Source organism: Cognatiyoonia koreensis, assembly GCF_900109295.1.
GTDB classification, from domain to species: domain Bacteria; phylum Pseudomonadota; class Alphaproteobacteria; order Rhodobacterales; family Rhodobacteraceae; genus Cognatiyoonia; species Cognatiyoonia koreensis.
On the sequence record NZ_FOIZ01000001.1, the window covers coordinates 1,395,672 to 1,419,595 of the forward strand.

General features: G+C 58.3%; 26 protein-coding genes. 14 read left to right on the plus strand and 12 right to left on the minus strand.

The features are described from left to right. Positions 1 to 99: 99 nt before the first annotated feature. From BMY44_RS06930 to BMY44_RS06980, 11 genes are all read left to right on the plus strand, one after another. A complete protein-coding gene (locus tag BMY44_RS06930) occupies positions 100 to 819 on the plus strand; it encodes a DNA repair protein (RefSeq protein WP_242650496.1) in 720 nt (239 codons plus the stop codon). A gap of 54 nt (positions 820 to 873) precedes the next feature. Continuing rightward, the gene (locus tag BMY44_RS06935) at positions 874 to 1,386 is read left to right on the plus strand and encodes a paraquat-inducible protein A (protein WP_089991996.1); all 513 of its coding nucleotides are present in this window, start codon (positions 874 to 876) and stop codon (positions 1,384 to 1,386) included. Between the two features lie 122 nt (positions 1,387 to 1,508). After that, a complete protein-coding gene (gene radA / locus BMY44_RS06940) occupies positions 1,509 to 2,876 on the plus strand; it encodes a DNA repair protein RadA (protein ID WP_089994649.1) in 1,368 nt (455 codons plus the stop codon). A 14-nt stretch (positions 2,877 to 2,890) separates the two neighbouring features. Continuing rightward, positions 2,891 to 3,499 (plus strand): CvpA family protein, encoded by a 609-nt coding sequence (locus tag BMY44_RS06945; RefSeq protein WP_089991998.1) that lies wholly within the window; start codon positions 2,891 to 2,893, stop codon positions 3,497 to 3,499. Between the two features lie 142 nt (positions 3,500 to 3,641). After that, on the plus strand, positions 3,642 to 5,099 hold the full coding sequence (purF, locus tag BMY44_RS06950; protein WP_207510521.1) for an amidophosphoribosyltransferase: 1,458 nt from the start codon (positions 3,642 to 3,644) through the stop codon (positions 5,097 to 5,099). A gap of 110 nt (positions 5,100 to 5,209) precedes the next feature. Next, on the plus strand, positions 5,210 to 5,464 hold the full coding sequence (locus BMY44_RS06955; protein ID WP_089992003.1) for a hypothetical protein: 255 nt from the start codon (positions 5,210 to 5,212) through the stop codon (positions 5,462 to 5,464). A 49-nt stretch (positions 5,465 to 5,513) separates the two neighbouring features. After that, positions 5,514 to 5,921 (plus strand): arsenate reductase (glutaredoxin), encoded by a 408-nt coding sequence (gene arsC, locus BMY44_RS06960; RefSeq protein WP_089992006.1) that lies wholly within the window; start codon positions 5,514 to 5,516, stop codon positions 5,919 to 5,921. Next, a complete protein-coding gene (locus BMY44_RS06965) occupies positions 5,918 to 6,556 on the plus strand; it encodes an SDR family NAD(P)-dependent oxidoreductase (RefSeq protein ID WP_089992010.1) in 639 nt (212 codons plus the stop codon). Before arsC ends, BMY44_RS06965 begins: the two co-directional genes overlap by 4 nt. Before the next feature lie 166 nt (positions 6,557 to 6,722). Continuing rightward, positions 6,723 to 7,505, plus strand: coding sequence for a 5'/3'-nucleotidase SurE (surE, locus tag BMY44_RS06970; RefSeq protein ID WP_089992012.1), 783 nt, complete (start codon positions 6,723 to 6,725; stop codon positions 7,503 to 7,505). Further along, positions 7,502 to 8,143: a protein-L-isoaspartate(D-aspartate) O-methyltransferase gene (locus BMY44_RS06975; protein ID WP_089992015.1), complete on the plus strand. Its 642-nt coding sequence runs from the start codon at positions 7,502 to 7,504 to the stop codon at positions 8,141 to 8,143. Before surE ends, BMY44_RS06975 begins: the two co-directional genes overlap by 4 nt. A gap of 53 nt (positions 8,144 to 8,196) precedes the next feature. Further along, positions 8,197 to 9,396: a peptidoglycan DD-metalloendopeptidase family protein gene (locus tag BMY44_RS06980; protein ID WP_089992018.1), complete on the plus strand. Its 1,200-nt coding sequence runs from the start codon at positions 8,197 to 8,199 to the stop codon at positions 9,394 to 9,396. A gap of 3 nt (positions 9,397 to 9,399) precedes the next feature. On the opposite strand, the gene BMY44_RS06985 is transcribed toward BMY44_RS06980, so the two are convergent. Genes BMY44_RS06985 through BMY44_RS07000 form a run of 4 tightly spaced genes read right to left on the minus strand, consistent with a single transcriptional unit; the run spans position 9,400 to position 11,902 of the window. Further along, positions 9,400 to 10,248 carry an ATP-binding protein gene (locus BMY44_RS06985; RefSeq protein WP_242650497.1) on the minus strand — a complete coding sequence of 283 codons (849 nt, stop codon included), beginning with the start codon at positions 10,246 to 10,248 and terminating at the stop codon, positions 9,400 to 9,402. Continuing rightward, positions 10,245 to 11,234, minus strand: a complete 990-nt coding sequence (tatC, locus tag BMY44_RS06990; protein ID WP_089992024.1) for a twin-arginine translocase subunit TatC — start codon at positions 11,232 to 11,234, stop codon at positions 10,245 to 10,247. The genes BMY44_RS06985 and tatC overlap by 4 nt, the downstream gene beginning before the upstream one ends. After that, complete coding sequence (locus BMY44_RS06995) at positions 11,231 to 11,659, minus strand: Sec-independent protein translocase subunit TatA/TatB (RefSeq protein WP_089992027.1); 429 nt, start codon at positions 11,657 to 11,659, stop codon at positions 11,231 to 11,233. Before BMY44_RS06995 ends, tatC begins: the two co-directional genes overlap by 4 nt. Positions 11,660 to 11,680: 21 nt before the next feature. Next, the gene (locus tag BMY44_RS07000) at positions 11,681 to 11,902 is read right to left on the minus strand and encodes a twin-arginine translocase TatA/TatE family subunit (RefSeq protein WP_089992030.1); all 222 of its coding nucleotides are present in this window, start codon (positions 11,900 to 11,902) and stop codon (positions 11,681 to 11,683) included. A gap of 196 nt (positions 11,903 to 12,098) precedes the next feature. On the opposite strand from BMY44_RS07000, the gene BMY44_RS07005 reads away from it, so the two are divergent. After that, positions 12,099 to 12,752, plus strand: coding sequence for a helix-turn-helix transcriptional regulator (locus tag BMY44_RS07005; RefSeq protein ID WP_089992033.1), 654 nt, complete (start codon positions 12,099 to 12,101; stop codon positions 12,750 to 12,752). A gap of 14 nt (positions 12,753 to 12,766) precedes the next feature. Here BMY44_RS07005 and BMY44_RS07010 read toward each other — a convergent pair whose 3' ends face one another. The 4 genes from BMY44_RS07010 to tcuA all read right to left on the minus strand — a co-directional run bounded on the left by BMY44_RS07010 (position 12,767) and on the right by tcuA (position 16,941). Beyond that, positions 12,767 to 13,474 (minus strand): hypothetical protein, encoded by a 708-nt coding sequence (locus BMY44_RS07010; RefSeq protein ID WP_089992036.1) that lies wholly within the window; start codon positions 13,472 to 13,474, stop codon positions 12,767 to 12,769. Next, the gene (locus tag BMY44_RS07015) at positions 13,468 to 14,283 is read right to left on the minus strand and encodes a sulfite exporter TauE/SafE family protein (RefSeq protein ID WP_089992039.1); all 816 of its coding nucleotides are present in this window, start codon (positions 14,281 to 14,283) and stop codon (positions 13,468 to 13,470) included. The genes BMY44_RS07010 and BMY44_RS07015 overlap by 7 nt, the downstream gene beginning before the upstream one ends. Then, the gene (gene dusA, locus BMY44_RS07020; RefSeq protein ID WP_089992042.1) at positions 14,283 to 15,275 is read right to left on the minus strand and encodes a tRNA dihydrouridine(20/20a) synthase DusA; all 993 of its coding nucleotides are present in this window, start codon (positions 15,273 to 15,275) and stop codon (positions 14,283 to 14,285) included. The genes BMY44_RS07015 and dusA overlap by 1 nt, the downstream gene beginning before the upstream one ends. 193 nt (positions 15,276 to 15,468) lie before the next feature. Then, positions 15,469 to 16,941, minus strand: coding sequence for an FAD-dependent tricarballylate dehydrogenase TcuA (gene tcuA, locus BMY44_RS07025; RefSeq protein ID WP_089992045.1), 1,473 nt, complete (start codon positions 16,939 to 16,941; stop codon positions 15,469 to 15,471). A gap of 66 nt (positions 16,942 to 17,007) precedes the next feature. On the opposite strand from tcuA, the gene BMY44_RS07030 reads away from it, so the two are divergent. Next, positions 17,008 to 17,652, plus strand: coding sequence for a GntR family transcriptional regulator (locus BMY44_RS07030; RefSeq protein WP_089992049.1), 645 nt, complete (start codon positions 17,008 to 17,010; stop codon positions 17,650 to 17,652). Next, a complete protein-coding gene (locus BMY44_RS07035) occupies positions 17,652 to 18,680 on the plus strand; it encodes an AbrB family transcriptional regulator (RefSeq protein WP_089992052.1) in 1,029 nt (342 codons plus the stop codon). The genes BMY44_RS07030 and BMY44_RS07035 overlap by 1 nt, the downstream gene beginning before the upstream one ends. Here the strand turns inward: BMY44_RS07035 and BMY44_RS07040 are convergent. From BMY44_RS07040 to BMY44_RS07055, 4 genes are all read right to left on the minus strand, one after another. After that, positions 18,658 to 19,626, minus strand: a complete 969-nt coding sequence (locus BMY44_RS07040) for a D-2-hydroxyacid dehydrogenase family protein (RefSeq protein ID WP_089992054.1) — start codon at positions 19,624 to 19,626, stop codon at positions 18,658 to 18,660. The genes BMY44_RS07035 and BMY44_RS07040 overlap by 23 nt on opposite strands. After that, positions 19,623 to 20,711: a 4-oxalomesaconate tautomerase gene (locus BMY44_RS07045; protein ID WP_089992057.1), complete on the minus strand. Its 1,089-nt coding sequence runs from the start codon at positions 20,709 to 20,711 to the stop codon at positions 19,623 to 19,625. Before BMY44_RS07045 ends, BMY44_RS07040 begins: the two co-directional genes overlap by 4 nt. Then, on the minus strand, positions 20,708 to 22,735 hold the full coding sequence (locus BMY44_RS07050; RefSeq protein ID WP_089992059.1) for a tripartite tricarboxylate transporter permease: 2,028 nt from the start codon (positions 22,733 to 22,735) through the stop codon (positions 20,708 to 20,710). The genes BMY44_RS07045 and BMY44_RS07050 overlap by 4 nt, the downstream gene beginning before the upstream one ends. Before the next feature lie 71 nt (positions 22,736 to 22,806). Further along, positions 22,807 to 23,898: a tricarboxylate transporter gene (locus BMY44_RS07055; RefSeq protein ID WP_089992062.1), complete on the minus strand. Its 1,092-nt coding sequence runs from the start codon at positions 23,896 to 23,898 to the stop codon at positions 22,807 to 22,809. Between the last annotated feature and the right edge of the window lie 26 nt (positions 23,899 to 23,924).

A 23,924-nucleotide genomic window follows, 5' to 3' on the forward strand; every position in this document is an offset into this window, starting at 1 on the left:
CGCTTATCCTAAGGTTAATTCGATGTAACGCGTTTTGGGGGAATGCAGCCAGTGACCACTGTATCCACGTTTCGAACACTTGGCCGAGCTTTTCATTTCGTGTCCCTTTTTTTGGTCGCCTGCCTCGGCATGGGTGCCGTTTTCTATACAATCGCGTCCGCAATTGGATACGCGCCCTGGCTCTATTTTCCGCTGACATTCGGTGACGTCACTTACACTGGCGCAGGCATGTATCTACAGATTGCAATCATGATCGCAATCGGTGCCTGGATGTTCTTCCTTCCGACCAATGCCAGAATCGTTGCGCTGGAAAACAGCCATCGCAGATTTGCGCTATCGATGGAGGACATCGCACGCGCCTATCATCTTTGTCACACGGCGGACCGGGCCGGTCTGTTCACCATGTCATCCGAATTCGATCAGGTCCGCGAACGGCTTGCCTACCTGCGCGACCACCCGGAGCTTGAAAAACTCGAACACGGGGTTTTGGAAGTTGCCGCCCAGATGAGCCAGCAGTCGCGCCATCTGGCCGATGTCTATTCCGACGAAAAGGTCGCGCGGGCCAAAGAATTCCTGCGCCAGCGACAGGAAGAGGCAGAAAATCAACAAGCCAAGATCGTCGAAGCCCTGCACCATTGTCAGGAAATCCGCACTTGGGCTCAGCAGGTCGAACTCGAAGAAAGCATCGTCGCCAGCCAGCTGTCGCAGCTGGATGAAAAGCTACAGGCGGCGCTACCAATACTGGGTTATGCGCTGGAACACGATGAAAGCGACGCCACCAACGTTGTCGAACTGCCAAAGAAACCCGCAGCGGAATAGTTCTTGTCGTCAGGTGGTTGGCTCCCCATGTTGATCTGACAACAAGGGACGGCCATGCTGACTATACTTCGTTATTGCAACCTCGCGCTTTTGATCCTCTTTCCAATCGCCTGGTTCGCGCCGCTCATGCGGGCCGGACTATCGTCGATCTTCGGGCTCGACGAAATCAGCGTCATTTCAGGGCTTCAATCACTGTGGAAGACGGACATTTTCCTCGCTCTGATGGTCACGGCCTTCGCTCTCTTTGCGCCGTACTTCAAGACGATCGGGCTGGCCCTGATCCATTTCAATCTTCTAAAGCGGAAAACGCTGCCGGTCCTGTCATGGCTCGGCAAGCTGGCAATGGCCGACATCTTCCTGATTGCGCTATATATCGTTGTCGCCAAAGGTGTCGGGATCGGCACCGTTGAGACCGCTTGGGGGATATATTTCTTTACCGCATGTATCCTCGCGTCCATCGTGATTTCAACCCTGACCGCCAAGGCATCACACAATGGAAATGCCGTTTCAAAGCTTGCAGAAAAAGACGCACGCGATGATCAGCCCGTCACCCGGACCGAAGTCTAGCGCAATATCATGCCTGTGGCGACCAGCGGTGAAAGGGCTTGGATCAACCCTGTCGGCTTGAGTCTGAAAACCACGAAATCCCGACCATTGCCCCCGCTGCCGGATTGGTCCAAAAGGTGAACATGCCAAAGGATCTTACCTTCACCTGTTCTGCCTGCGCCGCCAAAACCAGCAAATGGTCGGGGCGCTGCGACAATTGCGGTGAATGGAACACCATCACAGAAGACAAGGCGCTCACATCAGGTCCGAAAAAGAAGTCGTTGGGCGGGATGCGCGGCAACGTAATTACGCTGACCGACCTTGCAACGCAAGAAAAGGAACCACCACGCACCAAAGCAGGCGTTGACGAGCTTGATCGCGTCCTTGGCGGCGGCCTGACCAAGGCATCAGCCACACTGGTAGGGGGTGATCCTGGGATCGGCAAATCGACACTACTGTTGCAGGCAGCAGCGCGTTTTGCACGCAACGGTCTGAACGTGATTTATATTTCGGGTGAGGAATCCAATTCGCAGGTGCAAATGCGGGCACGCCGTCTTGGCCTGACCGAAAGCCCGGTCAAACTTGCCGCGGAAACGAACCTGCGCGATATCCTCACAACGCTCGAAGTCGAAAAACCAGATCTGGCCATCATCGACTCGATCCAGACGATGTGGGCGGACAACGTGGAAAGCGCCCCGGGGTCAGTCTCGCAGGTGCGCTCTTCCGCGCACGAACTGACCACATTCGCCAAGCGCAATGGCATGTCTGTCATCCTCGTGGGCCATGTGACAAAGGAAGGCGCGATTGCAGGACCGCGTGTCGTCGAACACATGGTCGATACAGTTCTGTACTTTGAAGGGGAACGCGGCCACCAGTTCCGCATTCTGCGGTCGGTCAAGAACCGGTTCGGACCGGCGGACGAGATCGGCGTCTTCGAAATGACGGACAAAGGACTGGCCGAAGTCAAGAATCCGTCGGCGCTGTTTCTGTCCGAACGCGGTGCGCCTGCGCCGGGTTCTGTCGTTTTTGCGGGGATCGAAGGCACGCGACCGGTGCTTTGCGAGATCCAGGCCCTTGTGGCCCCCTCGCCACACAGCCAACCACGCCGTTCTGTGGTCGGATGGGACGGCAACCGCCTTGCCATGATCCTTGCCGTGCTGGAATCGCGCTGCGGTGTGCCCTTTGCCGGATTGGACGTTTATCTGAATGTTGCTGGGGGTTTACGCATTTCCGAACCCGGCGCGGACCTGGCCGTCGCGGCAGCTTTGGTCAGCGCGCGCGAAGACTCCGCCCTGCCCGCTGAAGCCTGTGTTTTCGGAGAAATCAGCTTGTCTGGCGCGCTCAGACCTGTCGCACAGGCCGAAAATAGATTGAAAGAAGCCCAGAAACTTGGTTTTACCTCTGCCATAACGCCGCACCAAAAAAAACAGGTGACGGTTCCCGGATTGACCGTGCGCACAGCGCATGATCTAGCCGGATTTGTAGAAGACGTGTTTGGGGCGCGTGACTAGGCAGGAGAAAACCTATGGAAGGTTTTACAATAATCGACGGCGTCGTCGCCGCCATCATCGTGATTTCAGCCCTCTTGGCGTATTCACGCGGCTTTGTACGCGAAGCCATGGCAATCGCCGGATGGATCGGTGCGACGATCCTTGCGTTCATCTTTGCCGATCAGGTCAAGCCGCTGATCAAGCAAGTGCCCGTTCTCGGGGATTTCATCGGTGACAGCTGCGAACTCTCGGTCATCGCGGCGTTTGCTGCTGTTTTTGCGGTCGCGCTTGTGGTCGTGTCGATCTTTACGCCGCTGTTTTCGACAATCGTGCAGCGTTCCGCCCTTGGCGGTGTTGATCAGGCCTTCGGGTTTCTCTTCGGCGTCGCACGCGGCATCCTGTTGGTTGCTGTGGCCTTCTTTGTTTACCAGACGGTTCTGTCCACGCAGGAAATCGCGATGGTCAAGGACAGCCGCTCGGCTGCCGTCTTTGCGCAACTGACAGGCCAGATTGAAGATCGCGATCCCGAAGCAACGCTTAGCTGGATCACCACCCAATATGAACAACTCGTCGGCGATTGCGACGCACCGGCAGATGACGTCACGCCGCAAACACCGACAGAAGAAGCACCAGCAAGCGAGTAAGCCGCTGGTATCAAATCAAAAGCCCGGTCCTTAGCTGACCGGGCTTTTTTCGTTGTATCGACTTCGTGACACCCCGGCCCGAGTCCGTTAAGAAACCCCCATCTGCCTTTCGGATTCGGAGCTGCCAAACGTGTCCCAGATTATGCCGCCTGCCCACCCTTTCGACGATGACAAACTCAAAGAAGAGTGCGGCGTATTCGGTGTCGTCGGTGTGGCCGATGCAGCCAACTTCGTCGCACTTGGCCTGCACGCCTTGCAACATCGCGGACAAGAGGCAGGCGGGATCGTCACCCATCACACCGATACAGGCTTCCATCAGGTCCGCCGCATGGGTCTTGTGCGCGACAACTTCACGTCCGCCTCAATGATGGAAAAACTGCCCGGCGGGATTGGCATCGGGCACGTGCGCTATTCGACAGCCGGTGCCAAAGGGCAAACGAACATGCGCGATGTCCAGCCGTTCTTTGGCGAATTCTCCATGGGCGGCGCAGCGATCGCGCACAACGGCAACATCACCAACGCCCTGTCGCTGCGCAAGGAATTGATCGAACGTGGTTCGATCTTCCAAAGCACATCCGACAGCGAATGCATCATCCACCTCATGGCGCGATCCATGGGGCGCAACATCCCAGACCGCATGGAAGAAGCATTGCGCAAGGTCGAAGGCGCGTTTTCCGTTGTCGCCATGACCCGCACCAAACTGATCGGCTGCCGCGACCCGCTCGGCGTGCGCCCGCTGGTCTTGGGTAAGATTGGCGATGGCTGGGTATTGGCCTCTGAAACCTGCGCGCTTGACATCATCGGCGCGGAATTCGTCCGTGAAATCGAAGCAGGCGAAATGGTCGTGGCAACCGAAAGAGGCGTCGAAAGCCATTTCCCTTTCCGCCGCCAGAAATCGCGCTTTTGTATTTTTGAGCACGTCTACTTCAGCCGACCTGACAGCCAGCTTGGCGGGCGTTCGGTCTATGAAACACGCGAGGCAATCGGACGCGAACTGGCAAAAGAAGCACCGGTGGATGCCGATCTCGTTTGTCCCGTCCCTGACAGCGGAACCCCTGCCGCCATCGGCTATTCGCTGGAATCGGGCATCCCTTACGCGATGGGGATCATCCGCAACAACTACATGGGCCGGACCTTTATCGAACCGACCGAGCAAATCCGGAACATGGGTGTGCGCCTGAAACTGAACGTGAACCGCGCCCTTATCAAAGGAAAACGCGTGATTCTGGTCGATGACAGCGTCGTGCGCGGCACCACGTCGCGCAAGATCAAGGAAATGATCCTCGATGCTGGCGCGGCAGAGGTCCACTTCCGTATCGCCTCCCCGCCTACCGCGTGGCCCTGTTTTTATGGGGTCGATACGCCGGAACGGGAAAAACTTCTCGCCGCGACAATGTCCGAAGACGAGATGTGCAAACACCTTGGCGTCGACAGTTTACGTTTCATCTCGCTAGACGGGCTCTACCGTGCGGTCGGCGAAGCAAAAGGGCGCGATGCGAATGCACCTGCCTACTGCGATGCCTGCTTCTCTGGGGAATACCCGGTTGCGCCGTCAGACATGATCGAACAAGGATTCCGGTCCAAGCAGGCGGCAGAATAAGCCAATTCCCGCCGAACTCTCGGCTTTGTGAAAGAACCGGCGTCAAAGCCCCTTCCATGCTTCGCTGCAGTGCGGCATATGCCGCGTGCTGAACAGAACGGGCAAATCCAATGACGACCGAAAATCCAACTGTCGCCGCAAATGCGGTGACCCAGAATGTGTTGCCGATGCATGAACTCACGCTGATAGGGTTGTTCTACGCAAATAACACACCTTCGGCACTGATCCGCACAAGCCGCGGCGCGATCACCAAGGTCAAGACCGGTGACATCGTAGGCAACAAGACCGTGGCCGCGATTTCCGAAGACGCGCTGATCCTCGCCGCAGGCAATGGCGCGCAAACCGTGTTGCAGATGCCATCTTGACGGCTGACGGGTGGATTGGCACACGCATGGCAGAACTCAAGGGGAAGCCATGACGACTGTTATCCACCACAACCCCGATTGCGGCACATCGCGTAACGTGCTGTCGATTATTCGGGCGACGGGCACCGACCCCGTGGTCATCCACTACCTTGATACGGGTTGGACGCGGGCGCAGCTCCGGGGCCTGTTCGCTGCGGCTGACCTGACACCACGGGCCGCCCTGCGCACATCCAAATCACCCGCAGAAGAGCTGGGGCTGACGGCTGATGACGTCAGCGATGACACGATCCTCGATGCGATGGTCGCACATCCGATTCTCGTTAACCGACCCATCGTGTGCACCCCCAAAGGTGTTGCGCTCTGTCGTCCGTCCGAAGCTGTCCTGCCGTTGCTAGAAATACCGCTCACCGGCGATGTCACGAAAGAGGACGGGACGTTGATCCTCGCTGCACCATGACCAAAACGGCCCTGATTACCGGTGCCTCTCGCGGGCTTGGTGCTGCGCTGGCCAAAGAACTGGCCGCGACGCATCACATCATCGCCGTTGCCAAGACGGTAGGCGCACTTGAGGAACTTGACGACACGGTGCAAGCCGCCGGCGGTCAGGCGACGCTGGCACCGATGGATATCTCGACAGATGCAGCAATGCAGCAACTATGCCGGGGGATCTATGATCGCTGGTCCAGGCTTGATCTGTGGATTCACACAGCCGTTCATGCAGCCCCCCTCGCACCAGCAGATCACGTCAGCGAAAAGGATTTCACCAAATCGGTGGATGTGAACATCACCGCAACAGCGCGGTTGATACGCTATGTTGCACCTCTGCTGGGACGCGACGGAACGGCCGTGTTCTTCGATGACCCGCGTGCGGGGGGAAAATTCTTCGGCAGCTACGGCGCGACCAAGGCCGCCCAAACAGCACTTGCCAAAAGCTGGCAGGCGGAAACGGTGAAGACCGGACCGAAAGTGAAAATCCTCGCGCCCGCCCCTATGCCAACTGCAACGCGGGCCCGGTTCTTCCCGGGGGAAGACCGCAAGCCGCTCGCGACGCCGGAAAGCGAAGCCAAAAGGCTCCTCACCCACATCCTCTAGGGAACTTCCGTCTTTCTTTGTCCCCTCAAACTTCCGCCGGACGCAGCGCAACCCGTCAAAGGGATCACAAGTAGAGTCCGCAAAGCCACAACATAACGGCACCCGCTGGCAACATCTTGCCGCTTGGCACCCCCCCGCGTAACAAGGTGCAAACAAGGGCGGACACATGCGCATTCTCATAACGAACGACGACGGAATCATCGCTCCCGGGCTGACCGCGCTTTATGAAATCGCAAGCAAGGTCGCCGGCAAAGATGGCGAGGTCTGGACGGTGGCACCGGCGTTCGAACAATCCGGCGTTGGTCACTGCATCAGCTACGCACGTCCGGCGATGCTCGTTTCGCACGGCAAACGCCGCTTTGCCGTGGAAGGCACGCCGGCGGATTGCGTACTGGCAGGCATGTTCGATGTGATGGACGGAATGCCAGATCTCGTGCTGTCCGGCGTGAACAAGGGCAACAACTCTGGTGAAAATACGCTCTATTCCGGCACAATCGGTGCCGCGATGGAGGCCGCATTGCAAGGCGTCAAAGCGATCGCACTGTCACAGTATTTCGGTCCTGGAAACGCGAAACTGGACGATCCTTTCGAAACCGCCCGCAAGGAAGCCCCCGACCTGATCGTGAAACTGCTCGAACACGGCGGGTGGGACGATGCGGATTACCGTCTGTTTTATAACGTGAATTTTCCACCTGTCGCGGCCAAGGACGCCAAGGGTCCAAAGGTCGTAACACAGGGATTCCGGCACGATGTGACATTCGGGGTCACACCCCAACTCAGCCCGACGGGGCGTCGCTATCTCTGGGTGCATGGCGGTGCGCAACACACACCGACGCTCGACGGGTCGGACGTCCATGCAAATCTCAACGGCTATACCTCTGTCACACCTATGCGGGCTGATCTTACCGATCACGCGCTTCTCCAGCAATTGCGGGACAAGATCGGGTGACTTTCGACGCCGAAGCCAAGATGCAATTCGTCTACGCGATCCGCTCCAAAGGGGTGACGGACGCAAAGGTGCTCACGGCGATGGAAAACGTCGATCGTGCCGAATTCGTCAAGGGTATCTTTCGGGACCGGGCCTACGAGGACATGCCGCTTCCGATCTCTTGCGGGCAGACAATTAGCCAGCCGTCCATTGTCGGAATCATGACGCAGGCGCTTGATCTGCAACCGCGTGACAAGGTGCTCGAAGTCGGAACAGGCTCGGGCTATCAGGCTGCAATCCTCGCGCGACTGGCGCGACGGGTCTATACAGTGGATCGCTACAAGCGCCTCGTGGACGAGGCAGAGGCCATCTTCGCCAAGCTCAAAATCACAAACATCACCGCGCGCACTGCCGATGGCAGTCACGGACAGACCGAACAAAGCCCGTTTGACAAAATTCTTGTCACTGCGGCCTCCGAAGACCCGCCCAGCACGTTGATGGCCCAGCTGCGCGTTGGCGGTATCATGGTACTGCCCGTCGGGCAATCGGACGCGGTGCAATGCCTGATCCGCGTGACGCGCACCGAAAAAGGCTTTGATTACGATGAATTACGCTCTGTCCGCTTTGTGCCCTTGCTTGAAGGGCTTGGAACGGACTAAACACGTTGCAATTGCCCCGGAATAACAAGGGGCCGCGGAAGAGGAGCAGACCAATGGCAAACGGTCGAACCACACGGATATTGTTGGCGGGGGTCGCCTCACTTTCATTGGTCGCATGTGAAAGCCTGCCCGATTGGGATTTGCGGGATCTGGGCGAAGGCTTTGACACCAGCGCCGCCGTTGAAAATCTGCCTGATCGGCCGCGCCCCGATGATCGCGGCGTGATTTCCTATCCAAACTATCAGGTGGTCGTCTCCCGCCCGGATGATACAATCCGCACCATCGCGGCACGCCTGAACCTTGATGCAAACGAACTCGGCAGCTTTAACGGGATCGCACCTGACACGCCGTTGCGCCGCGATGAACTGATCGCCCTGCCGACTCGGGTGACAGAACCCTCCCCCGCGACCGGTGCTGCAACGACGGGTCCTATCCAACCGCTTGACGTCACAGCCGTGGCAACGACAGCGCTTGACCGCGTCGGAACACAGCCATCCGTGACGACCACACCAATCACAGCGCCCGCCGCAACGGTGCCGCCTCCCGGAACAGGCACCGAACCAATCCGCCATCAGGTCAAACGTGGCGAAACCGCGTTCTCGATCAGTCGCCTCTACAATGTGCCGGTACGCAATATCGCTGAATGGAACGGGCTTTCGTCCGATCTTTCGGTGCGCGAGGGCCAGCAATTGCTGATCCCGCAAGCTGGCGCACCCGCGCCACGCGCAACACCCGTCATCGAAGAACCGGGCCAGGGCAGCGAGACACCTGTGCCGCCAAGCGCGTCAGCCCCCCTGCCCGAAGATGACACGTCACCGGACGCACCGCAGGTCGCAGCACCGCAAGCGCCCGATCTTGGGACACCCACACCCTCTGCACCTGCCGCACCCGCGACCAACGCATCGGCGCGCTTTGCCTATCCAGTGCAAGGCAGCATCATCCGCGCCTACGCGCCCGGACGCAACGAAGGCATCGACATCGGCGTTCCGGCTGGCACATCGGTCAAGGCCGCAGGACCAGGTACAGTGGCCGCCATCACCACAGACACGCAAGGCGTCCCGATTGTCGTGATCAAACACCCAGACAACCTGCTGACGGTGTATACCAACCTCGAAGGGCTAACAGTGTCCAAGGACGAGACTGTCAGCAGCGGCAAGGTAATCGGGAAGGTGCGCGCTGGTTCTCCCAGCTTCCTGCATTTCGAAGTGCGGCGCGGTCTGCAATCGGTTGATCCGGCGGACTTCCTGCCCTAAGTCTCAGCCAATCTCGCGGAGTGTCACACCGCGTCGTCCGGCCAGGTCGGTGAAATACTGCCAGGCAACGCGGCCAGAACGGCTGCCGCGCGTGGCCTGCCACTCAATGGCTTCCGCACGCAGGTCTTCATCACTGATCTCGACCCCATACGCGTTGCAATAACCCCGGATCATCGTAAGATACTCATCCTGATCACACGGATGGAAACCAAGCCACAAGCCAAAGCGATCAGAAAGGGATACCTTTTCCTCGACCGCTTCCGCTGGTGAAATCGCAGTCGAGCGTTCGTTCTCGATCATGTCGCGCGGCATCAAATGACGACGGTTCGATGTGGCGTAAAGCACCACATTATCCGGTCGCCCTTCAATCCCGCCATCCAGCACCGCCTTCAGGGATTTGTAGTGTGAATCGTCATGGCTGAACGACAGATCATCGCAGAACAGTATGAAACGGGCATCCGCATCGCGCAGCAGACCAAGGCAGCGACCGATCGTGGCCATGTCTTCGCGTTGGACCTCGACCATCTTCAGGTTCGGCTGATCTGCATTCACTTTTCCATGTATCGCTTTGACAAGGCTCGATTTCCCCATGCCGCGGGCACCCCAGAGAAGAGCGTTGTTGGCAGGCAATCCACGCGCGAACTGAACCGTATTCGCCAGAAGCGTATCACGCGAGCGGTCCACTCCGACAAGCAAGTCAACATGCACGCGGTTGATCTGATGCACAGGCACCAGGCGGTCCGGATCAGGGTGCCAAACGAATGCGCTTGCGCCATCGAAGTCCGGCGACGCCTCGGGTGGTGGGCTCATCCGCTCAAGGGCGTCTGCAATCCGTTGCAACGGATCGCTCACGCTTTGGGCTCCTCTGCGCCGGCGGCCAGATCATCCTCTTCGTCATCATCAGGCATGTCGAACAGGCTTTCGTCCTTGCCGATGATCCCTTCCGCACGCGCCTTGCGATCCTTGCGCCGCTCCACTCCGGCGACAAGATGAATGGAAATCTCGTAAAGGCCATAAACGACCACGAACAGGATCAACTGCGTGGTGACATCGGGCGGCGTTACCAGTGCGGCAACGACCAGAATGCCAACGACTGCGTACTTGCGGACCTGCCGCAACCCGCGTGAGGACGCCAGCCCCGCGCTGCCCATCAGGGTCAGAAGGACAGGCAATTGAAAGCAAAGACCGAAAGCCACGATCATCTTCAGCGTGATGTCGAGAGTCTCGTTCACCTTGCCGTTGAAAACAATGTCGATCCCGGTATCCGGCTGCGGAACAACACCCGGCGGCATTGCGGCACCATCGCCGGTGCCGGGCAGCAATTCTGCACCATCAACCGGGACCTGAAAGTTCTGGTCAATCATCGCCTGGACGAACGACGGAATGTCGGCGAAGCCTAAAAAGAACGTCATCGCCAACGGAACAACAACATAGTGCGCAAAGGCTGCGCCAAGTAGGAACAGCACCGGTGACGAAATCAAAAAAGGAAGAAACGCATTCTTCTCGTTGCGATACAAACCCGGAGCCACAAAGCGCCAGAGTTGGAAGGCAATCACCGGAAACGAAATCACAAGCCCGCCAACAACCGATACGCGGATCAGGGTGAAAAAATACTCCTGTGGGGCCGTGTATTGCATCACGGGATCAGGGTTTCCAAGCGAGCGCATGGTGGATTCGATCGGCATCAGCAGGAAATCCAGCAGCATTCCACCGAATGAAAAGCAAAAGATCATCGCAACGAGAAACGCGCCGACAGAATAGATCAGGCGGCTGCGCAGTTCGGCCAAATGCTCCAGCAGCGGGGCGGAACTGTCTTCAATGTCGTCAGATGTGGTCATGAGTCCGCCTTTGGCGCATCTTCAACAGCAGCAGTTTCAGCGGCCGCCTCTGCGTCGGCTTTCGCCTTGCGTTCAGTCGCGGCCTTGCCCATCGCAGCACTCATCTTGTCCTTGGCCGCCTGACGCTCTTCTGACAGTTTCGCAGTTTCCGACCCGGGCTTGTGCGACATGCCCGTCGCTTCCTTGATCTTATCGACGCCGAATTTCGTTGGGTTGCTCGCAGCCTTAAGAGATTTTGAGATGTCGTTCACGCCGCTCTGGTTGGCCGCATCATTCATCGCACGCGAAAATTCGCGGGCCATGCCGCGCGCCTTGCCCGTGAACTCGCCCATCGTCTTGAACAGACCGGGCAGATCCTTCGGGCCAATCACGATGAGGGCCACGATGCCGACTACCAGCATCTCACCCCAGCTTAGACCAAACATCAGCGGTCCCTTTCGCGGGGATTAAACTTTTTCTTTTTCTTCTGCTTCTTCTTCGGGGGTCACATCGCGCGCATCCGCAACCTGATCCTCGATTTCCTTGCCGCCGTCATCGACGCCCTTCTTGAAGGCCGTGATACCTTTGCCGACTTCGCCCATAAGTGACGAAATCTTGCCGCGGCCGAACAGCACCAGCACAACGACTGCAATCAACAGCAGACCGGGAAGACCGATATTATTGAGCATTTGTTTTCTCCTGACAGGGGCACAGCCCCGCTACGTTACAAGTCAAATAGTCCTCCGCACCCCATCTGTGAAGGTGTAAAATGCGGCATAGCAGGCGAACAAGGGCCTTTTTTCATTGGGATTTTTGAAACTTGTGACAAATACTTGTCAGTTGTCAGAAAAATGTCAAAACTGTTAGCGAATCAGGGATTTCAACATGCGTCGCGCTGACCGCCTTATGCAGCTTGTCCAACTACTACGGGACGATGACCTTCATCGCGCCGAAGACCTTGCGCAGGCAACGGGTGTGTCGTTGCGCACGATCTATCGCGATATGGATACGCTCGCGGCCTCAGGCGTCCCGATTGAAGGGGAACGGGGGTTGGGTTACCGCGTCACGGCCGCCATCACCCTGCCCCCGCTGAACCTGACAATGACTGAACTCGAAGCGCTCCATCTTGGTCTTGCCGCCGTCGCCGCTTCCGAAGACAGCGAACTCGCCGAAGCCGCCAAGGCGTTTTCCGACAAACTTGATGCCGTCATGCCCGAAGACCGTTCGCGTGCGCCGACAGGTTTTGCGATCTATCCCTTTGCGGATGCCGCCCGTGGATTCCAACATTTGCCGATGATACGGCGGGCCATTCGCACGCGCCAGAAACTGGCAGTAACGCAAGCCGATAAAACACGCGCAGTCCGGCCACTTCAGCTCGACTACTGGGGGCGGCTCTGGACCTGTGTCGTTTGGGACGAAAGCGCGAAAGGCTTTGCCGAACTGCGCGTCGACCAGATCGATACGATCCGCAGCCTGCCGGGGCTTTTTGTAGACGAGCCCGGCAAGTCTCTGGCGGACTTCAAGGCAATGAGCGGTTAGCGCGTGCCCAAAGTTTAAAGCCACGCACCGATATCGCTGACCTCAGGACGAAAATACGCGATGATGCGCCCCTCCTCCGTTTCAGGTCCGCGCCATGGCGCGACACCGTGCACAAGGTGACGATGTAGAAACGTCGCCTGCCCAACAGTCACCGAAAGTTCGATTCGCGCGCACGTATCAAATACGCGCCGACGCGCGGATTGGTACACATCCGTAAGGTCCACATCGCCCCACGCGGCCGACGGGACACCCGCCAGTGCATCGTTAAACGCAGCGCGCATGATCAGATGGCTCCCTTCCCAAACAACCAAAGGGGATGCCGTCACGCGATTGAGCGGGACGCCAAGGATGAACGCATGCGGTTCGCGCAGATAACGCCGGCGTTGCGACCCAACCGGCAACAACCCGTCTACATGGGCCGCATCACGACGCTTGCGAAATGCATGGGCGGCGTCGCTTTCATCTGCATCCTGTCGCGGATAGCCGGGATAGACGATGGACACCTGGGCGCAATGCCAGTGCGGTGCCATCGCCCTGTGCGGCCAGACAACGTCGCCCACGCTCCCGTCAGGGGCGTTGTCGAGTGCGTCGACACCAACGAACCACGTCGCCCTGTGTCGCCGCGCGGTCGTATCAAGGGATTTCACCTTTCTGTAAGCCGCCCGCGCCCAGTCCACCAAAGCCGGATCGTGATCCCAGATCGCAAACCCGGGCGCTACCACCCGGCGACCTTGCGCAACATGTTCAGCGCCACAATGATCAGGAACAAACCAAAGACGCGTTTCAAAGGCTTGGGATCCATCCGGTGCGCCAACGCTGCACCCCAAGGGGCGGTAATCAGCGTCATCGCAATCACCAACCCGAATGCCACCAGATTGACCGCGCCAAAGGTCAGCGGCGGTGCGACGGCCATTTCAACGGTCAGAAAGCCGATGACCGACGGGACAGCGATGATTACGCCAAACCCTGCCGCCGTCGCGACAGCGCGGTGGATCGGCACGTTGTAAAGACTCATCACCGGCACCCCAAAAGATCCACCGCCGATGCCCATCAGAACAGACAGAAATCCCAAAGCAGGCGAAAGCAGTGCCCGGGCGACGCCAACCGGCATAGAGTCCGCGATACGCCAATGTGATTTTCCAAATGTCATGTACAGGCCAACGACAATCGCCAGCCCGCCAAAAATGGCTTGCAACGCCCCTGATCGCAAAGAGGCGGCGATATAAAACCCGATCAATGCGCCCACAACGATTCCGGGGGCCCAGCCCTTGAGGATGTCCCAATCTACGGCACCCTTTTTGTTATGCGACATGACCGACCGGATCGACGTGACAATGATTGTGGCCAGCGATGTCGCCAGACACATCTGCATCAATTGCGGGCTGTCATACCCCAGAACGCTGAAAGCATAGAAGAATGCGGGCACAAGAACGATGCCGCCGCCCACGCCCAACAGCCCGGCAAGAACCCCGGCAAATGCCCCAATGACAAGCAACATCAGCGCCATTGCGGCCAGTAATCCGAAATCCATCAGGCCGCCTTTTCCGTCACATATTCAAGTGCTTGCAATACAGTCTTCGTGTCAGCGTCGTCGCGATGCGCGTTTTCGGACAGATGACGGCGCCACATGCGCGCACCCGGTCGGCCCTGGAACATACCCAGCATGTGCCGAGTCACCTGATGCAGCCGCCCGCCATTTTGCAAATGATCGGCGATATAGGGCAACATCAAATGCACAACCTCCTGCGCCGTGCGGCTCTCAGTCTTGCCAAAGAAACGTCGGTCGACATCCAACAACGTATCAGACGGCGCATGATACGCGGCACGCCCGATCATGACGCCATCAAGACTCTCCAGGAACGTTTCGGCAGCGTCCAATGTCTCAATCCCGCCGTTGACGGAAACATGAAGATGCGGGAACAAGGCCTTCATTTCATGAACTAATCCGTAATTCAGTGGTGGAATATCCCGATTCTCCTTGGGGGACAGACCCTGCAACCACGCCTTGCGCGCATGAATGGCAAAACGGTCGACGCCCGACGCGGACACCTCGGCAAGAAAGTCCGGCAAGACCTGCTCGGGCACCTGATCATCCACGCCGATACGGCATTTGACCGTCACCGGAATATCGACTGCCTGCATCATGGCCGCACAGGATTTGGCAACCAGGTCTGGCGTCTCCATCAATACGGCACCAAATGATCCCGATTGCACACGATCAGACGGGCACCCGCAGTTCAGGTTGATCTCGTCATAACCGAAATCCGCCGCGATCCGCGCGGCCTCTGCCAGCATCGCCGGATCAGACCCGCCAAGCTGGACAGCAACAGGATGCTCTGCCTGATTAAACCCAAGCAACCGTTGACGGTCGCCATGAATAATCGCCGGTGCAGTCACCATCTCGGTGTAAAGCAAAGCGCACTGCGACATCAGGCGATGCAGGTAACGACAATGCCGATCCGTCCAGTCCATCATGGGCGCGACAGATAGTCTCGCTGCCGCGGTGGCTGCGTTGTTGGGCATTCTTCGGTCTCCTATGGTCCAAGGGCCGGTTTGGGGGACCATGTCGCACACATACTGCACACGAATTGGGGCAGTCCAGCCCCCGGGGCGCGAAGACTGACAAAGGCGACCGTTCCGTCGTTTGCAGAACGCTGTCGGTCATCAGCAGTGCAGCTTGCCTTAGGATCAAACATGCAGCGTAAAAGATACCAGCCTATACGCCTGCTGCCGCCCCGACCCCCGCTATGCGCCCAAAGACAGCGCCAGACGTCAAGCCAGATCCACCCGGATAGCCTTCGTAGAAAACGCCACCAACCATTTCCCCGGCGGCAAACAAACCAGCAATGGGCTTTTCATGATCGTCAAGCACCGCGCCACTCTCTGACACTTTCACCCCGCAATAGGTGAACGTAATGCCACCTGTCACGGGATAGGCCTTGAACGGTGGCGTATCGAGCCGTTGTGCCCAGTTGGACTTGGCCAAAGGCAGTCCGCGCGTGTCTTTCCCGTCAAGCTTCGTTGGGTCAAACGCCACGTCCGCATTCACCGCATCGTTATAGGCAGTCAGCGTGTTCAGCGCCGCTTTGGCATCGACGCCATCAAGCTTTTCGCAAAGCGCCTCCAGCGTCTCTGCCTGCACATAATGCGCATCATGAAAGCTGTATTCGGCATAGAGCAATTCATCCACTTTGGCATCAAAGATCTGCCACGCGAAATGGCCCGGTTGGTCAAGCACGGCCTTGCCGAATTGCGCGTAGGTATAGTTGCGGAAATTCTCGCCCTCGTCGACAAACCGGTCGCCATCTGCGTTCAGCATCACCCCAAGGAAATAACAGATCTTCCGGTAATTCTTGCGTTCGGAAGCAGGCAGATCAAGGTTCGCGTAATCGGGCATATGCAGATCCATTGGCGTGGCGTGGCATCCATCGTCCAACCCGTTCTTTTGCGCTCCGATCTCGATCGCCATAGCTAACCCGTCACCAGTGTTCATTGGCGTGCCGCGCACCTTGGCCTTGTCCCAATGCCCGCCCATCCAGTCGCGGCGGCGCGCTTTACTGGCCTCGAAACCGCCGCAAGCAAGAATGACCGCGTCTGCTTTGATCACCTCTTCACCGATATTCACACCAGTAACTTGCCCGTATTCCACAATCAGTCCTGTCACTGCCGCATCATAGCGGATCACACCGCCAAGGCGTTCAAATGCCGCAAGCTCCATATCAAACAACCCAACCCCTTCGTTTTCCGCAGCCAGCGTCAGCCCGCCCCAAAATACGTGGCGTCCGTCTTTTTCGAAACTCTGGCGTGCATAGATTGGCTCGAATTTGACACCATGGCCACCTAGCCACTGCATCGCTGGCAGGCTTTGGTCAATCAGCCGCTTTTGTTCGTCTGACAAGGCCCGCCCGCCATTAAAGCCAAGCAGATCGTCGGCAAACTTGGCTTTGGTGTAGCCACCAAAATCCGTAACGGCGAGGCGTGGATCATTCGGATCCTTCAGCAATGGCAAGAGGTCGTCCGCATTATCATAGGCAAATCGCATGGCCCCGGCGGTGTATTTGGTATTCCCGCCCGCCAGGTCCTGATCCGCCTTTTCCAGCATCAGCACGCTTGCACCTGCTTCAAGGGCCGCGATTCCCGCACACATGGCCGCATTGCCCGACCCCACGACGACGATCTGCTTTGACATATCCAATTCTCCTCTTTAGATACGCTATGTATCCAAGCGGATACAATTTGGAAAGTGTGAATTCAGATGACGACTGATCTAACGGATTTGTCTCAGGGCGAGGTGGCTTTTGCCAAGCTGATGCAAGCGATTGAAACCGGCGTTTATCAGCCCGGCGACCGGCTTCGCGAGGTCGAGATCGCCGAACGCCTGTCTCTGTCCCGCACACCCATCCGCGAAGCACTGCGCAAACTCGAGGCTGAAAAAATCGTCGAACACCGCCCCCGCGTCGGTGCCGTAATCCGCCGCCTTGGGCAGACCGAGGTCGTCGAGCTTTATGAAATGCGCCTCGTACTGGAACGTACCGCCGCCGAGATGGCTGCAAAGCACAGTCTGGCGGCAGAGGTCGATGCCCTTACCGCATTGAATGACGACATTGGCAAGCAGGGGGACGATGCCCCCCGTGCCGCAGCCATCAATCAGAAGTTCCATCGCGCTATCTATCTGGCCGGGCGTAACCGTTTCCTATTGGATGCGGCACGGGCAATGAACAACGCGTTGCTCTTGCTGGGGCCCACAACCTTGGCAGATGCAGAGCGTATAGCGACAGTGACCCGGCAACACGCACAGATCATCGCCGCGATCAGTGCGGGTGATATACAAAGCGCGGGGGCCGCGGCAGAGGACCATCTTCAGACGTCATTGCGCTATCGCCTGAAAGTCATGCGCTGATGCTGCGTGTCGCCATCACTCACGGCATTGCAGGGCTTGGCGTGCTGGCGTTTCATCTGCTCGCCCTGCCTTTGCCATGGCTACTTGGGCCGATTACAGCCTGTCTGCTTGCGGCTTTGATGGGTGTGCCAATGAAAAGCATCCCGTTCTTGAACAACGCCATGCGCTCAATTCTTGGGGTCGCGGTCGGTGCGACGTTCACCACCGCATTGGTTATAAGCATGGCAGGCTACTGGCCGACGTTACTCTTGGTGCCTGTCATGGTTTTCCTGATCGGCCTTGTCGGGGTCCCCTACTTTCAGCGTCTCTGGGGCTTTGACTTTGCCACAAGTTACTATTCCGCGATGCCCGGTGGCTTGCAGGATATGCTCTTGTTTGGCGAAGAAGCCGGCGGCGATGTGCGCGCCTTGTCCTTAATCCACGCAACGCGGGTCATGGTGATCGTGGTGGCCTTGCCCTTTATACTGAAAGGGTACTGGGGCGTTGATCTAAACAACCCGCCAGGCGTTCCGACAGCGAATCTCCCTGTTTCACAGCTGGCCCTGATGGTCGTTGCGGGATTGGCGGGCTGGCAAATTGCCAAAGCGGTCGGATTGTTCGGGGCTTCGATCCTTGGGCCAATGATCCTCGCCGGCATTCTTGCGCTGACCGGCGTCCTGCAATACCGCCCGCCGGCCGAGGCAATCTGGGCCGCACAGTTCTTTATCGGCATGACGGTGGGAACGAAATACGCTGGTGTCACAGGTCACGAGGTCCGCCGCGATGTCGCCGCCGCTCTTGGATTTTGCGTGATCTTGTTGTTCCTTTCGGCGTTGTTCGTCGAGGTGATCAACCTGTTTGCATTGGCACCGCCAATGGAAACTTTGCTGGCCTTCGCCCCCGGCGGACAGGCGGAAATGACGGTGCTGGCGCTCATTGCCGGGGCCGATATGGCCTTTGTCATTGCCCATCACGTCTTGCGGATTGTGACTGTAATCGTGGGGGCACCAATCGCCGCACGGCTCTTTAATGGACGACCTCTGGGTTGATCACATGGATCGGGTCGCCTGCGGCATAAGCATTGATCTGGTCGAAGATATCACTGAATTGCAGGTCGAATTCATCCTCTGTGACATAGCCAATGTGCGGCGTGGGCAGCACGTTTTGATGCGTCAGCAGGATGTTGTGAGTGTCCCGCATCGGCTCTGCGTCAAAGACATCAACAGCGGCATGGATGCGCCCTCTGGCGATTTCAGCCTCCAGTACGCCGGGGGCAATCAGGCCGCTGCGCGATGTGTTCACCAGCAAACTACGCGGTGCCATCGCAGCAAGGTCAGCGGCGGTGATGATCCCCTTCGTGGTCGGCTTCAGTCGGACGTGCAGGCTGACGACGTCTGAGGTCTCAAAGAAGGCCTCCCGGCTTTCGGCCACATTGCATCCATCGGCCTGCGCCCGCGCGCGCCCCGCATCCGAGGCCCACCATTGCACGTTCATACCGATCGCCTCGGCATAGCCTGCGACGGCCTGTGCGATACGTCCGTAACCATAAAGCCCGAGGGTGCGCCCCCGCAGGGTTCGCCCAACGCCCATCTGCCAATCGCCCGCGCGGATGCTGGCGACTTGCTGCGGGATCTGCCGGAAGCTGGCAAGGATCAGCGAAAGGGTCATCTCGGCCGCCGCATAAGACGGCGTGTCAGAGTGCATATTCGAACAAAGCATTACCCCATTGTCAGTGCAGGCCTGCACGTCGATATGCGGATAAACGCTGCGTTGGCTGATCAGTTGCAGGTTAGGCAGACGGGTCAGCAGCTCCGCCCCGATCTTGGTGCGTTCCCGGAACAGAACCAGCGCCTCGGCATCCTGAACCCGCGCGGCAAGCTTTTCTGGGTCCGGTTCGTGATCCGTCCAGACGGTGACATCATGGTCGGCCAGTTCGTCAAAACACGGCAGCCCGCGCAACGTGTCGAACCAATCGTCAAGAATATGAACCTTCATCGCGCCCACACTCCACGCGGGACCATCACCTCGCCACGCGCAAGCAGCCTCGCAGTGCGCACCAACCCGGCAGAGCGCAGATCGATGCCATCAGCCGTCAGGTCATAGTCCACCAACACGTCAATCTGCCCGCTGGCGTGTTCCAGTGTGATGGTCGCGGGCCGATCGTTTGACCGGGCAGCCATCCCCTCGGCCACAGTTCCCGGCGTCAGCACGCAGCTTGCAAGGCATTGCGCCCCTGTCACGGCCATTGTTGGGTGCGCTTTCCAAGGCATGAAATAGCGCGCCGCGATGGTGCCGCCGTCGTGCGCGGGCGCAAGCAGGCCGAACTTGGGCGTCACGGACTGGCCGACGTTCGCGATGCCCATTGCCTCTCCTGCCTTGATCCGCACCGCCTCCATCGCAGCGAAGAAATCGGTGTTGTCGTTCAGCGCTTCGGCGCTTTCATATCCGGTGAGCCCAAAGCTTTCAGCCTTGGCGATGACCATGGGCATTGCGACGTCCATGCAGGTCACGTCCACGTCGTTGAAAGTATCGACCAGATTGCCTGTCGGCAGGAAAGCACCCGTTGCACCACCGACAGTGTCCATGAATTGCAGGGCTACTGGCGCTGCTGTGCCGGGTACGCCGTCAATGGCGGCAGCACCGTCATAAACAACGCCTTCGGGCGATGTTTGAACTTTGGCGACGACGCGTGCACCTGTGTTGACAGCATGGATATTCACCGTCGTCTCTGGCCCTGTCGCAGGTATCAGCCCCATGTCGATGGCCGCTGGACCTACGCCGGATAGGATATTGCCGCATGTGGGTTTGAAATCGACAATGCGATCTTCGACGCTGACTTGCGCAAAGAAATAGTCGATATCGGCCCAATCGTCGCTCGATCTTGACAGCATCGCGACCTTCGTCGTCACCGCGTTGCCCCCACCGATCCCGTCGATGTTCAGCGGATGACCAGAGCCGACCATGGCGATCAGAACCTCGGCCAATGTCTCCAGATTCTCGGGCAGGTCCGCCCGGTTCAGATAAGGCCCGCGCGAGGTACCACCGCGCATGAACAGGAAAGGGATCACTGTCTGGGTCATGTGAGCGGCCAAGGTAGATCGACATAGGATTGCAGCATGCCTGGCGGGAAATCCCGGTTCAGTGCCCAGGCCATCGCGCAAATGAAGGCGATGCCAACGGCCGTATAGACCGCAGCATAACCCCAGCTTTTGCCTGCGCGGATGCGGATGAACAACAACAGGAACCCGGCCAGCGCGAGGATGAAGCCGACAATGGCCGAGGCAACCAGCAGGCTTGCAAACCAAGCCAGCGTTGCCCAAAGACCGTGAACGTTGTCGGCGGCTTCCTCTGCTTCACGGTCCGCAAAGATGGCCGCGCTTTCCTCGGATCGGATCATCTGCACCACAAGCAAGGCACAGCCCACCAAGGCGATAGTTGCCACAAAAATCGGGAACACCCTGTCCATGCGGGCAAAGTCTGGAATGACGGCAGAGTTCCAGTAGGCCAGCGCGACATAGGCTGTCATTCCCAACAGGAAAACCATCGGTGCGCGCTTGCTGCCTGCAGCGACCGCGCCTTCGGCCTGGATGTTCTTGGCTTGGCGCAACCCAATCACAACCGACAGAAGTGTGATCACGATCAGCACGATGACGATGGGGCTGAAGATGTATTCAATCCCCTCTTCAAATCCGCGCCGGAAGCGGGAGGCACCAATCTGATACGCTTGGTTGGTATAGCGCTCGGCCGGTGCGGACAGCACGAAACCGATCAGGAAAGCTGGGCGCGACCAGTCAAAGCGACGCATCAGGATGCCAAGCAGGCCGATGCCAAACAATGCAACAAGGTCCCAAATTTCCTGACGGGACTGAAATGCCGCGAAGGCAATAATCATGAACAGGAACGGGGCCAGCAGCGCAAAACGAATTTCGGTCAGTTTCGCAATCCCGCCCGAGGCGGCAATGCAGATCAGCGTGCCGACGACGTTGGCCATCGCCAGAAGCCAGACGATTGCATAGGTGAAATCAAGGTTGTTCTTGAGCATGGACGGCCCGACCTCAATCGACCCGGTGCCAAGCAACGCTACAGCAGAGATAAAGATCGCCATCGACCCGGAACCGGGGATGCCGAACAGCAGCGTTGGCACCAGCCCGCCGCCTTCCTTGGCGTTATTGGAGCTTTCCGGCCCGATCACGCCGCGCACATCGCCGGATCCGAACTGCGATTTGTCCTTGGCTGTCTGCACTGTATGGCCATAGGCGATCCAGTCCACGACCGATCCGCCAAGGCCGGGGATCACGCCCACGACAACGCCGATCAGCGAACAGCGCATCGACAGCCATTTGTTGGCCCACCAATCCTTGACGCCTTCAGCCCAGCCGCCACCCAATGGCGCGCGGTCTGAAATGGCTTTGTCACGACGCAAAAGCGCGATGATCTCGGGGATGGCAAAGATGCCAAGGCCGACGATCACCAGTTTCAGACCATCCACCAGATAAGGCATGTCATAAGTGGACATGCGCAGGGCACCCGAAGACGCGCCCTCACCGATGGTACCAACAAGGATCCCAAGACAGGCGGCGACAAGCCCTTTCAGCGCAACACGTCCGGCAAGGATACCTACCATCGACAGGCCGAAGATCGTGATCATCAGCAGCTCGGGCGTTTGGAAAAGCAGCACGATAGGACGTGCGGCAAGAATAAAAACAGTGAGAAAGGCTGCACCGACAAGCCCACCAAAAAGGGACGAGGCGAAGGCAGCAGACAGCGCACGCGCCGCCTGCCCTTTCTTGGCCATGGGGAAACCGTCCAAGACCGTGGCTTGCGACGCCGATGACCCCGGTATCCCCATCAAAACCGATGCGAAGGTGTCAGACGTCGGCACCACCGCCACCATGCCGATCATCAGGGCCAGCCCGGTAACAGGCTCCATCCCGAACATGAAAGGCAACAAGAGCGACAGACCAGCGATGCCACCAAGTCCCGGAAAGACCCCAATGCACAGGCCCATCACGACGCCCAACACCAGAAAGCCAAGGACGTGGGGCTGCAAGATCATCGCAAAAGCGTCATTTAACGCAGGCAATGCCGTCGCAAAGACCTCCATGGCGGGTCCCTCATTCTAGATAATTAAGGAAAAACCCCACCCATGACATGCATGGATGGGGTGAAGTGTGGTTACTGAAGAACGACGCCGTAACGTTCGCTCAGCCAGTTGATCACGAAGTCTTTGGCTTCCTGTGGCACGTCCGTGGCACTGGCCATTGCGGTTCTGGCCGCGTCACCTGTCAGCTGTGGATAGACCCCAAGGCGGGCTTCGCTGATTTCAGCGAAATCATCGCGTTCCTGAATGGCGGCAAAGGCCTCGGTAAAGGTTGCAATGGCGTTGTCAGGTGCACCTGCGGGCAAGAACACCATTTTCTGTGCCGGGAAACCCGCAACAAAGAAGGCTTTCCATGCATCCCACTGCTCGCCGGATGTTTCACAGCCGTCTGTTGCTTCACAGACTTCCTTGAAGGTTGGCATGTCAGGGAACGTCGGGTCGCGGACAATGTTGCCGTCGCCGTCCAAGGCCCCGAACGAGAACCACGGCACAGCTGTGCCAGCCTCAACAAGCGGTGTCACACCAGACAGATAGGACGACGAAGTCTGATAGTCGATGTTGGCCTCACCCCGTTCAAACATCAGGCGGCCATCACCACGGCCTTCGATCCCAAAGACAGGCTCTACCTGCAGACCCAGCATTTCCCAGGCCAGCAGCGGCACAAGGTCAAGGCGTGTGGCTCCTTGGGAGCCATAGATGAAGTCTTCGCCCGCAAGCGGGGTCGCATCGCCGCCTTCGCCCAGCTGACCAGCAAGATCAGCAGGCAGATATGCAACGCCGCCCGTGCCAGAGGCCAGAACCACGTTCCAATCGCTATATTCATAGCGCACGCGTGGATCGCTTAGCAGATAAGGAAACTGTGTAGACCCGGACGAGCCAAAAATCGTGGTCCCATCTTCATAAGTCATTTCCTGAAACGCGTTGGCCCCTTTGGTTGACCCTGCACCGGGGTTGAACGTGACAACAACAGTCGGGTTGCCGGGCAGCGCTTCGGACAGCAATGGCGCATAGAAGTTCGCCCATTTTGCCGAACCGCCGGTTTCAGAAAATGGGATGATCCATTCGACAGTCTTGCCGGTCAAATCAATCTGGTGTCCGTCAGCTGCGGCTTGCGTTGCCACCAATGCGGATGTGAGCGCAAGCGCGCCCAGCGTTTTCTTAAGCATATGTTTTCCTCCCAGAAGGACCTGCA

What these genes read in the sequence shown, in the direction of transcription:
- BMY44_RS07045 (WP_089992057.1), bottom strand. Translation starts at nt 20,711, where the DNA reads ATGACCCAGACAGTGATCCCTTTCCTGTTCATGCGCGGTGGTACCTCG.
- BMY44_RS07035 (WP_089992052.1), top strand. Translation starts at nt 17,652, where the DNA reads ATGCTGCGTGTCGCCATCACTCACGGCATTGCAGGGCTTGGCGTGCTG.
- BMY44_RS06980 (WP_089992018.1), top strand. Translation starts at nt 8,197, where the DNA reads ATGGCAAACGGTCGAACCACACGGATATTGTTGGCGGGGGTCGCCTCA.
- BMY44_RS07005 (WP_089992033.1), top strand. Translation starts at nt 12,099, where the DNA reads ATGCGTCGCGCTGACCGCCTTATGCAGCTTGTCCAACTACTACGGGAC.
- BMY44_RS06965 (WP_089992010.1), top strand. Translation starts at nt 5,918, where the DNA reads ATGACCAAAACGGCCCTGATTACCGGTGCCTCTCGCGGGCTTGGTGCT.
- dusA (WP_089992042.1), bottom strand. Translation starts at nt 15,275, where the DNA reads ATGCCCAACAACGCAGCCACCGCGGCAGCGAGACTATCTGTCGCGCCC.
- BMY44_RS07055 (WP_089992062.1), bottom strand. Translation starts at nt 23,898, where the DNA reads ATGCTTAAGAAAACGCTGGGCGCGCTTGCGCTCACATCCGCATTGGTG.
- BMY44_RS07015 (WP_089992039.1), bottom strand. Translation starts at nt 14,283, where the DNA reads ATGGATTTCGGATTACTGGCCGCAATGGCGCTGATGTTGCTTGTCATT.
- BMY44_RS06955 (WP_089992003.1), top strand. Translation starts at nt 5,210, where the DNA reads ATGACGACCGAAAATCCAACTGTCGCCGCAAATGCGGTGACCCAGAAT.
- BMY44_RS06945 (WP_089991998.1), top strand. Translation starts at nt 2,891, where the DNA reads ATGGAAGGTTTTACAATAATCGACGGCGTCGTCGCCGCCATCATCGTG.
- BMY44_RS06935 (WP_089991996.1), top strand. Translation starts at nt 874, where the DNA reads ATGCTGACTATACTTCGTTATTGCAACCTCGCGCTTTTGATCCTCTTT.
- purF (WP_207510521.1), top strand. Translation starts at nt 3,642, where the DNA reads ATGCCGCCTGCCCACCCTTTCGACGATGACAAACTCAAAGAAGAGTGC.
- arsC (WP_089992006.1), top strand. Translation starts at nt 5,514, where the DNA reads ATGACGACTGTTATCCACCACAACCCCGATTGCGGCACATCGCGTAAC.
- tcuA (WP_089992045.1), bottom strand. Translation starts at nt 16,941, where the DNA reads ATGTCAAAGCAGATCGTCGTCGTGGGGTCGGGCAATGCGGCCATGTGT.
- surE (WP_089992012.1), top strand. Translation starts at nt 6,723, where the DNA reads ATGCGCATTCTCATAACGAACGACGACGGAATCATCGCTCCCGGGCTG.
- tatC (WP_089992024.1), bottom strand. Translation starts at nt 11,234, where the DNA reads ATGACCACATCTGACGACATTGAAGACAGTTCCGCCCCGCTGCTGGAG.
- BMY44_RS07040 (WP_089992054.1), bottom strand. Translation starts at nt 19,626, where the DNA reads ATGAAGGTTCATATTCTTGACGATTGGTTCGACACGTTGCGCGGGCTG.
- BMY44_RS07030 (WP_089992049.1), top strand. Translation starts at nt 17,008, where the DNA reads ATGACGACTGATCTAACGGATTTGTCTCAGGGCGAGGTGGCTTTTGCC.
- BMY44_RS07050 (WP_089992059.1), bottom strand. Translation starts at nt 22,735, where the DNA reads ATGGAGGTCTTTGCGACGGCATTGCCTGCGTTAAATGACGCTTTTGCG.
- BMY44_RS06995 (WP_089992027.1), bottom strand. Translation starts at nt 11,659, where the DNA reads ATGTTTGGTCTAAGCTGGGGTGAGATGCTGGTAGTCGGCATCGTGGCC.
- BMY44_RS07000 (WP_089992030.1), bottom strand. Translation starts at nt 11,902, where the DNA reads ATGCTCAATAATATCGGTCTTCCCGGTCTGCTGTTGATTGCAGTCGTT.
- radA (WP_089994649.1), top strand. Translation starts at nt 1,509, where the DNA reads ATGCCAAAGGATCTTACCTTCACCTGTTCTGCCTGCGCCGCCAAAACC.